Genomic DNA, 9,537 nt, shown 5'->3' with positions numbered 1-9,537 from the left:
GAAAAAAACCCTATTTTCTCCAAAAACCGATGTAGGAGCGATTCAAAAATCGCCAGAAAAAAACCAACCAATCCTCCCCAAAACACGATGTAGGGGCGATTCGAGAATCGCCAGAAAAAAACCCCATTTTCTCCAAAACAGACAGAGAATTAGGGGAATTTTATAGACGGGCGATTCTCGAATCGCCCCTACACAGAATTAGGAAATGGGCTTTCCGACTCCCCCTTCCCTCTGAGGGAAGGGGGTTGGGGGGTTAGGTCTCCCTTTAAGCAACAGAGTCCTTTAGGGTACGAATCACCCCTTAACGGGAGATGAAATGAACCCAACAATCCCCATCAGCTTTACAGGTATTGTAAATCAGGTCGTAGGAATAACTTAACCCCGCACCCCGTGCAGAAGTATTGTATCCATGAGACCAATATTCACCATAAGGGTCATGGACAATAAAGCCATGAGAATTGTAGCCAATTAAGCAAACAATATGACCGAAACTGGTAAAATAACCGTGGATAACAACTGGGTTACCTTGAATCAGCCATTCCTTGATTTCATTAAAGGTGGCTTTTTCAGTAAAACGGTCTTTTGCCCCATAAGCTTCGGCCACTTGAGCCAAATGATAGGGGTCATGACGACTTAAACCCCGGGCTTCTAACCACTCTTGGAGTTCATCTTCTAACTGTTTGTGAGGCTGTTTGCCTTTAATTCCCAGGTAAGCCAAACACATGGCAATGCTGGTGGTGTTGCAACTGCCGTAAGGATTTTTGGCATTATCCAGTTGGGATTTGTAGGGAACCGCCAGTTTAATGCGATCGGGAAAAGCTACTGACCCTTTGTGCAGAATCACCCCATGTTTATAATAAACATACCAGGTGTTACGACCTTGAAAACTTTCCTCGGCAAAAGCAACCTTAACGTGATCGCTTTCTGGGGCGTAAGACTGGACTTTTAACACCGTTCCCGCTGGAATTGCTTGTTTTTCCGAGTCGCTCAACTCAGATGAGGGAATGGGTTTCTGTTTGAGAATTGTATCGGAAAGAATTTTTAATTCAGTGGACTGGTTTCCGGAGGCGGTAGATGGAGTCGAATAGGATTGTGCTACGGTCATAATTTCTAACCAAAAAACAAGTAAAATGCCGATACCAGTTGTCTGAGTCGGGGCTGGCAGTTAGCCAGAGGGTTGCCTATCTTTGCCCTGGTGTTTAGGCTGCCCAACTTTCAAAACCGTTTGTAACCCTCACTACATAGGCCGCATCGCAAACGGTCAAAACCCAGTATAGTGAGGAAGAAGTCCGGGTTGGGACAACTCATCCTTGTGCCAACTTAGACTGAAATTGCTGATGAGTGGATGAGTTATACCCATGTCTCAAATCGTTTGGATTGCAAGACACGCGAACCGTTTAGACTTCGTAAACCCTGAATGGTTTAATACAGCAGAACGTCGGTACGATCCGCCCTTGTCGGCAGATGGTTTTGTGCAAGCGCAAGAACTGGCCGAACGTCTCAAGGGAGAACGTATAAGTCATGTATTCGCCTCTCCTTTTCTGCGAACCGTACAAACTGCAAATCAGGTGGCAGAAATTTTAGACTTACCCCTAAAACTGGAGTGGGGACTCTGTGAATGGTTAAATCCAGAGTGGATGACGGAAATGCCCGAAACCCTCCCCCCGGAGGTGTTAGCCGAAGAATTTCCCCGAATTGATTTAAGTTATCACTCTCGGGTGATGCCGAAGTATCCAGAATCTGATGAGGATTGTGTGCAACGCGCGGGAGAAACGGCGCGACAGCTTGCGGATGAGTTTTCCGAGGAGATTCTGTTGGTGGGGCATGGGGCCTCGGTGATTGGGGCGACAATGGGTCTAGCGGTAGATGCGGTGGAAATGGAGTTGAGTGCAGGATTATGCTGTTTGTACAAGCTGGTCCGCCAAGGGAAGAAATGGGAAATGGAACTGAAGGGCGATCGCTCTCATTTGCGAGAAATTGAGGCGGAAATCCGATTTTTTTAGGAAGATTAAAAAGAAACCGGATTTAATCCAACAGTCCATACGCTCAGAATCAACAAAATGACCTTACTATTAGCCGGAGATATCGGTGGCACCAAATCCCTTTTGCGCTTGGTGGAGATGCCGACTGCAACAGATACGACTTCAGGGGCATTCCAGATTGACACTCTCTATGAGGGGATTTACTCCAGTCAGGAGTATCCCGACTTAGTACCCATTGTGGGACAGTTTCTCAAGGAAGCGAGTCAGAAATTAGGAGAGGTCCCCTCCCCCAAGGGGGCCTGTTTTGCGATCGCCGGTCCCGTGGTTGGACATAAATCTGTCCTGACTAATCTGAGTTGGACCCTGACAACGGACCGATTAGAAAAAGAACTCAACATTCCCCATGTCAAGTTAATTAATGACTTTGTAGCGGTGGGTTATGGCGTGTTGGGGATGAATCAAGCGGACCTCCATACTTTGCAACCCGGGGAACCGCAAACTGCGGCCCCGATCGCCGTGATTGGCGCAGGAACGGGACTGGGACAAGGGTTTTTAATCCGGCATTTGGATGAATATTTTGTCTATCCCTCCGAAGGGGGTCATGCAGATTTTGCACCTCGTACCGAGATTGAGTTTGAACTGTTGCAAGACTTACAGCAACGGGAGAAGATCGATCGCGTTTCTGTGGAACGAGTAGTATCGGGGATGGGGATTGCGTCAATTTATCAATTTTTGCGCGATCGGGCGATCGCGGCGGGAAAAGATATTTCCCCCGCAGACAAAGACCCCTCAGAGATTTCCCAAGGGGCCCTAAAAAAATCTGACCCGATTTGCGAACAAACCTTACAAATTTTTGTGGAAGCTTATGGGGCGGAAGCGGGAAATCTGGCGTTAAAATTACTACCCTATGGGGGATTGTATCTGGCGGGGGGAATTGCGGCTAAAATTCTGCCCTTAATTACAGAAGGCGATCGGTTTATCAATAGCTTTAACCATAAAGGTCGAGTCAGTCCCTTGGCAGAAAAAGTCCCAGTTCATATCGTTCTCAATCCCCAAGTGGGATTAATTGGTGCCGCCATCTGTGCTGCCCGATTATAGTCACGACAACCCGGGGGTTTCTCCCCCCCAATACCACCCCCTAAAACCTCCGGTTCCCTCCCCGATGTCTTGGGGAGGGTTAGGGTGGGGTTCCCTCCCCTTTCCCTGTCCAGGTAATAAATTTAATCACCAAAAACAGTGATGGAATGTAGAGGCGCTTCGAGAAGCACCTGTCCAAATGATAAGTTTAAGGGAACTCCAAAAAATAAAATCTCCAAAACGTTCGTTCGTAGTGACGGATCAATGGAGTATCCCCGTCAGTGTAGGGGCGCAAGCATTGCGCCCCTACAAGAAACCATGATTTTTCGTCATTAAATTTACCACCTTGACAGGGCTAGTTTTTAGATACTTAGGGAACTCCAAAAAATAAAATCTCCAAAACGTTTGTTCGTAGTGAATGCTCAACGGAATAGCACCGTCAATGTAGGGGCGTATTGCATACGCCCCAGGGCGCAAGCATTTACTCCGACAGATACCTTTCTTTCATGAACGGTTGGATGATTTATATTTTGCAATCCCCTTATCACAACCGGATTTCGGATCAGAAGGTGTTGAAGACTCGGGAAGCGATGATGGCAATCAAAACAAATAGACCTAATGCCCGACGAAAATAGTTTACGCCGTCAAAAATCTCCAACCACGCCCACGTAAACCAAGAACCAAAGGCGATCGCATCTAACCCCGTATGCAGCGTCCCCCGGGGAACCACTAATGTGAGTAGCGTGGTTGTAGTTGCCACCAGGACCGGCAGATTGGGGGGTTGAACAATGACAATATTGCCCTCATCGTCTCGAAACGTTTGATTAAATAAGCTATTTTCCATGAATCTATCCCTTAAAATTGACTCATTTCAGTTTAGTTTGTATTAAGCTTTTCCAGTCTCTTCCTAAAGAAAGGGAATTTTATAGCAATTCCCAGACTCATTCTGTACCATTCAAAGCCCCTCTCCCGTTCTGGGAGAGGGGTTTGGGGTGAGGGCGGTATTTGATAGAGAAAAGCAGCGCTATCACTTGGCACTTGCACCCTTTCTCTGCCTCACAACTGTTGTAAAAACTGCTTTTGATATTCTTGTTCCGTGACAATATCCAGCATACTCTCCACTCGGTCTAAAAAGACTTTTCCCTCTAAATGGTCATATTCATGCTGGAAAATCCGGGCTACAAACCCGGTAAATTCTTGATGGTGTAATTTCCCCTGCTGGTCCATATATTTGACCTCGATCGCCTGATGTCTCGGCACTAATCCGCGAATTCCTGGCACGCTCAAACAGCCTTCCCAATCTTTGACTTTTTCCTCAGAATAGGCGATAATCTGCGGGTCAATAATGGCGATCGCCTCCATTGTCGGAGCCTGGGGATAGCGCAAGGTGGGACGGGACGCTAAGATAAAAACCCGATAGGATTCGCCAATCTGGGGAGCCGCAATCCCGACTCCATTGGACGGTTTCAAGGTTGCCATCAACTCCTCAATCAGAGATTGGATGGAGTCGAGGTGAACGTTAGTCACAGGTTGGGCTTTTTCCCGTAAGACAGGATTGCCTAATTGCACAATATCTCGAAGGTTATTCATCGCTTTTCTCTTATATAGGGAATCTTGCTACAGTCTGACTCTCGTCGTGAATCCGTTGGAGCATCTTGCTCCCTATTGCGCTATACACAGTCCCTGTGGGGGATTTATCTCTTGTTTGTCGGGCGCTTCGCGAAGCGCCCCTACAGGGGAGGGCGGGGTTTTTAGCCCGTTGTTGCTTAAAAACTGGGATTAACCGGCATTTCCCCCGGTTCTACGGTGATATTTAAAGTTTGTCCATCGCGGTTAATTTGTAGTTCCAAGGCATTTCCGACTTGCGACCCTTGAACAATTTGCTGGACCCGATCGGACTGGGATATTTCCTGATTTTCCATGCGCTGAATCACATCCCCTGCGCGTAATCCGGCACGTTCTGCCGGAGAATCGGCAGAGACTCGCACAATTAATACCCCACTATCCACAGATAATTGCATCGGACTATTGGGGTCGGTATTCAACTCTTGCTGTAATTCTGGGGTAATTGTCACCATTTCAATCCCTAGGAAGGGATGTTGGACTTTGCCGGTGGTAATTAATTGCTGGGCGATCGCTTGTGCGGTTTGAATCGGAATTGCAAATCCCAACCCTTGGGCCCCACTAATAATTGCCGTATTCATGCCAATCACTTCCCCTCGGGAATTGAGCAACGGACCCCCTGAATTACCGGGATTAATTGCCGCATCGGTTTGGATAAACCCCACTCGCTTATCGGGAACCCCTACATCCCGACTCGATCGCCCGGTGGCGCTGACAATCCCTGCCGTCACACTATTATCTAACCCTAGGGGATTGCCAATGGCGATCGCCCATTCCCCTGGTTGCAATTGTTCTGAATTCCCCAGGGTCGCCTTGGGCAGTTCCGTCGCCTCAATCTTCACCACCGCCACATCAGAAATCGGGTCCTCTCCCAATACCGTTCCTTCAAAACTTCGCCCATCCTTGAGCACCACACTCACGGTATCGGCACCATTAATCACATGAGCATTGGTTAAAATCTGACCATCATCACTAATAATAAATCCCGAACCCGTACCCCGTTCCACCCGTTCTTGTGGCTCCATCGGTGCTTGTCCAAAAAACCGCCGAAAGAACGGGTCCCGAAAAGCATCCGGGATATCCTGGGTAACCGTTCGTGCCGCATCAATTCGCACCACTGCCGGACCCACTTTTTCTACCGCCTCGACAATAAAATTAGAATTTACCGGCAAGGATAAGACGCCGCGACGCAGAGGATCATCATCGGGAGTCGTCACTGAGGGACTTCTGGGATCCAATGAATCTAAAGATAAAGGTCCATTGGTGCGCAACCAGCGATCGCCCATAAAGGCGGCACCAGCACCTACCACCACCAACAACAGGTAAAGTAGCACCTGTGTCCCGGAAAAATGACCTCGTTGATGATCCCGCTCTGAATTTTTCATTGCTGCCTGCCTATGCTCCTTGCCAAAACTCGTTAAACAATCTTCGTTTCTAAAAAAAGACTTAAAATTTAGTCTTTAACCCCTTTGATTATAGACAATTCCTGAATCCAAACCGCGATCGCCTCCGGAACCCAACCCCCTTGGACAACCGATTGTTAGCGTAGATACAAGTATCATCTGGCGATCGCCTGCTCAGGGCAGAATTTTTTGCTACAGTCATAAAGCATCAGAGATTAGTGCTTGCGAGGTCAGTTGTGGAGATTCCTCTCGAAAGTCTTTGGGATCGGGTCCTGGAACGGTTACAAGTGCAGTTGAGCCGTCCCACCTTTGAAACCTGGATCAAAACCGCCACTGCCGTGCAGCTAGAAAACAACTGCTTGGTGATTGATACCCCCAATCCCTTTGCCCGCAACTGGCTACAGAAGTATTACATTAAAACTATTGCTGATGTCGTCACCGATATCCTGGGACATCCCGTAGATATTTACATCACCACCAGCGGCAGCGAAGCCACCCAGGGGAGCGATCGCGGCGACTATATGTGGCCCTCTCCCGTTGTCTCCCAGATTCCCGAACCCAGCCACACCCATCCGCATCGTCCTCCAGAACTCAATTCCAAATATGTCTTTTCCCGATTTGTGGTGGGTGCAAACAACCGGATGGCTCATGCTGCCTCCCTCGCCGTTGCCGAATCTCCAGGACGGGAGTTTAATCCGTTGTTTCTCTGTGGCGGGGTCGGATTGGGCAAAACTCACCTGATGCAGGCGATCGGTCATTATCGCTTAGAAATCTCTCCCGATTGTAAGATATTTTATGTCTCGACGGAACAATTCACCAACGATTTAATTGCTGCGATTCGTAAGGATAGTATGCAAAGTTTCCGGGAACATTATCGAGCGGCAGATGTGTTATTAGTCGATGACATTCAATTTATTGAAGGCAAAGAATACACCCAGGAAGAATTTTTTTATACCTTTAATACCCTCCATGAAGCCGGGAAGCAAGTGGTCTTAGCCTCAGACCGACCGCCTAATCAAATCCCACGGTTGCAAGAGCGCTTATGTTCGCGGTTTTCAATGGGATTAATTGCGGATGTTCAAACCCCGGACTTGGAAACCCGCATGGCAATTTTGCAAAAAAAAGCCGAATATGAAAAAATGCGCTTGCCTCGGGATGTGATTGAATATATTGCCTCTCATTTCACCTCGAATATTCGAGAATTAGAGGGGGCATTAATTCGGGTGGTGGCTTATTTGTCCATTTCTGGGTTACCGATGACGGTGGAAAATATTGCCCCAATTTTAAATCCCCAAACCGAGCCAGTCAAGGCCACAGTAGAATCGGTGATGATGGCAGTAGTAGAGATATTGGGAATTTCTATAGAGGATTTGAAGGGGAATTCGCGACGACGAGAAATCAGCCAAGCGCGTCAAATTGCCATGTATCTGATTCGTCAGCATACAGATTTGAGTTTACCGAAGATTGGGGAAGAGTTTGGGGGAAAAGACCATACGACGGTGATGTACAGTTGCGAAAAAATTGCGGCGCTCAAGGATAATGATGTGGAAATGCGGAATTTGCTCAGGCAGTTGAGCGATCGCATTCACTTTTCGAGTAAATCCCCGGAGTAAAGAGTCGGACGGGTTCTCTGCCTATTCTATTCCTTCCTCCAAGGCAGTCGCCTGGGGAAAATTCCTTTAAATTGTGGAAAACACTGGGGAAAACTCAGGCTTTTGGGGCAAAATTACAGATTAAGTAAAAATACTTTGTGGAAAAATCCGTAAAGTTTTCCACAAGTTTTCCACAGGGGTAGAGTCGTACAGGACTGACAAAATCTGTAACATTGAAGCCAAAATGTAGAGGCGATTCGCGAATCGCCTCTACATTTTGGGTTTTCTCTCCAACAATGCGTAAGTCCTCTAGTAGAAAACAGGCGATCGCATCTTCACCCCTAGATAGAAGAAAGAACCAGTGGTAGGATGGGCGATCGGGCTAAAATTGCGCCGATCGCTGTACTGACTCCAAACAAGGCACCTCTGAAGACTCATGAAATTTATTTGCGCTCAAAACCAACTCGCCACCAACCTCTCCCTGATCAGTCGTGCAGTCCCCTCTCGTCCGACTCATCCGGTACTCGCCAACGTGCTCCTCAGTGCCGATGAGGAACAGCAGCAAGTCAGCTTAACCGCCTTTGATTTATCCCTGGGGATCAAAACCAGCTTTGCCGCCAAAGTCGAAACCAGCGGCACCCTCACCCTCCCCGCCAAACTCTTTAACGACATCATCTCTCGTCTCCCCGATGGAGAAGTCACCCTCGACGATGAAAGACCCTACACCGGCGAAGATAGCGCTGCTGAAGCAGGAATTTTAGCCACCATCACCTCCACCTCCGGACGTTACGAAGTCCGGGGAATGAGTGCCGATGAATTTCCCGCACTGCCGACAATTTCCGAGGGACAAACCATGCAACTGCCTGCCGAGGCCCTAATGCAAGGATTGCACGGCACCCTATTCGCCACCTCTGCCGATGAAACCAAACAAGTGTTAACCGGCGTTCATTTAATCGTCCATGCTGATAGCTTAGAATTTGCCGCCACCGATGGACACCGCTTGGCGATCGTGGAAACCATCAACGAAACAGAAGAAAGCGACGACGAAGCAGAAGACAGCGACGATGCCGACGAACTAGAAGTCACCGTCCCAGCGCGGGCCCTACGGGAACTCGATCGCATCGTGGGAATGCATGAAGGACATGAACCCATTTCCCTCAACTTCGACCCCGGACAAATCGTCTTAGAACTGGGAGGATTTCGCCTCACCAGTCGCACCCTAGAAGGTCAATATCCCGCCTATAGTCAATTAGTTCCCCGGTCCTTTGAGCGCCAAGTCACCGTAGAACGTCGCCAACTTCTGAGCGCCTTAGAACGCATTGGAGTTTTAGCCGATCGCAAAAATAACATCGTCAAATTCTCCATCGACCAAGAAAAACAAATCCTTTCTCTCTCCGTCGAAGCTGCCGACGTCGGCAGTGGCCGAGAATCCATGTCCGCTCAAATTACCGGAGAGAGTTTAGACATTGCATTTAACGTCAAATATGCAATGGAATCCTTGAAAAACATCAGCGCCACCGAGATTATCATCAAGCTCAATTCAGCTACATCTCCCGTAGTCTTATCTCCCCTAACCGGCGTAAAAATGACCCATTTAATCATGCCTGTTCAGATGCGCGGTTAATTTTTATGGCGCGATTAAGTTGACTGGTTTTCTGAGGTGAATTGAGAGGATTAAGATAAGAAACGACTAAAGTCGTTACTACAAACGGGGAGAATACTTCTTTTGTTCGTAGTAACGACTTCAGTCGTTTCCGGGCATTAGAGTAAGAAGATAACGACTAAAGTCGTTACTACAAACGGGGAAAAATCCCTTCTTTTGTTCGTAGTAACGACTTCAGTCGTTTCCGGGCATTAGAG

At 48.0% G+C, this 9,537-nt stretch carries 9 protein-coding genes; 4 read left to right on the top strand and 5 right to left on the bottom strand.

Going from position 1 to position 9,537, the window contains the following annotated elements:
- Positions 1 to 301: 301 nt before the first annotated feature.
- The gene (locus tag NG833_RS19860) at positions 302 to 1,105 is read right to left on the bottom strand and encodes a C39 family peptidase (RefSeq protein WP_254567008.1); all 804 of its coding nucleotides are present in this window, start codon (positions 1,103 to 1,105) and stop codon (positions 302 to 304) included.
- A 253-nt stretch (positions 1,106 to 1,358) separates the two neighbouring features.
- On the opposite strand from NG833_RS19860, the gene NG833_RS19855 reads away from it, so the two are divergent.
- Positions 1,359 to 2,003, top strand: coding sequence for a histidine phosphatase family protein (locus NG833_RS19855; protein ID WP_254567007.1), 645 nt, complete (start codon positions 1,359 to 1,361; stop codon positions 2,001 to 2,003).
- Between the two features lie 57 nt (positions 2,004 to 2,060).
- On the top strand, positions 2,061 to 3,080 hold the full coding sequence (locus NG833_RS19850; protein WP_254567006.1) for a glucokinase: 1,020 nt from the start codon (positions 2,061 to 2,063) through the stop codon (positions 3,078 to 3,080).
- Between the two features lie 541 nt (positions 3,081 to 3,621).
- On the opposite strand, the gene NG833_RS19845 is transcribed toward NG833_RS19850, so the two are convergent.
- The 3 genes from NG833_RS19845 to NG833_RS19835 all read right to left on the bottom strand — a co-directional run bounded on the left by NG833_RS19845 (position 3,622) and on the right by NG833_RS19835 (position 6,067).
- Complete coding sequence (locus NG833_RS19845; protein WP_254567005.1) at positions 3,622 to 3,903, bottom strand: hypothetical protein; 282 nt, start codon at positions 3,901 to 3,903, stop codon at positions 3,622 to 3,624.
- A gap of 212 nt (positions 3,904 to 4,115) precedes the next feature.
- Positions 4,116 to 4,649 carry a peptide deformylase gene (def, locus tag NG833_RS19840; protein WP_254567004.1) on the bottom strand — a complete coding sequence of 178 codons (534 nt, stop codon included), beginning with the start codon at positions 4,647 to 4,649 and terminating at the stop codon, positions 4,116 to 4,118.
- Between the two features lie 176 nt (positions 4,650 to 4,825).
- Entirely contained in the window at positions 4,826 to 6,067 is a 1,242-nt protein-coding gene (locus tag NG833_RS19835) for an HhoA/HhoB/HtrA family serine endopeptidase (RefSeq protein WP_254567003.1), read from the bottom strand.
- 254 nt (positions 6,068 to 6,321) lie between these two features.
- On the opposite strand from NG833_RS19835, the gene dnaA reads away from it, so the two are divergent.
- On the top strand, positions 6,322 to 7,698 hold the full coding sequence (gene dnaA, locus NG833_RS19830) for a chromosomal replication initiator protein DnaA (RefSeq protein WP_254567002.1): 1,377 nt from the start codon (positions 6,322 to 6,324) through the stop codon (positions 7,696 to 7,698).
- A 288-nt stretch (positions 7,699 to 7,986) separates the two neighbouring features.
- Here the strand turns inward: dnaA and NG833_RS30545 are convergent, their stop codons facing one another.
- A complete protein-coding gene (locus NG833_RS30545) occupies positions 7,987 to 8,115 on the bottom strand; it encodes a hypothetical protein (protein ID WP_256556077.1) in 129 nt (42 codons plus the stop codon).
- Here NG833_RS30545 and dnaN point away from each other — a divergent pair.
- Positions 8,114 to 9,301: a DNA polymerase III subunit beta gene (gene dnaN / locus NG833_RS19825; protein WP_254567001.1), complete on the top strand. Its 1,188-nt coding sequence runs from the start codon at positions 8,114 to 8,116 to the stop codon at positions 9,299 to 9,301. The genes NG833_RS30545 and dnaN overlap by 2 nt on opposite strands.
- Positions 9,302 to 9,537: the final 236 nt, after the last annotated feature.

Source organism: Oscillatoria sp. HE19RPO, assembly GCF_024220515.1.
Classification (GTDB): Bacteria; Cyanobacteriota; Cyanobacteriia; order Cyanobacteriales; family Laspinemataceae; genus Laspinema.
Note: the sequence above shows the minus strand (reverse complement) of the source record. Positions and strands in the feature narration are given on the sequence as shown.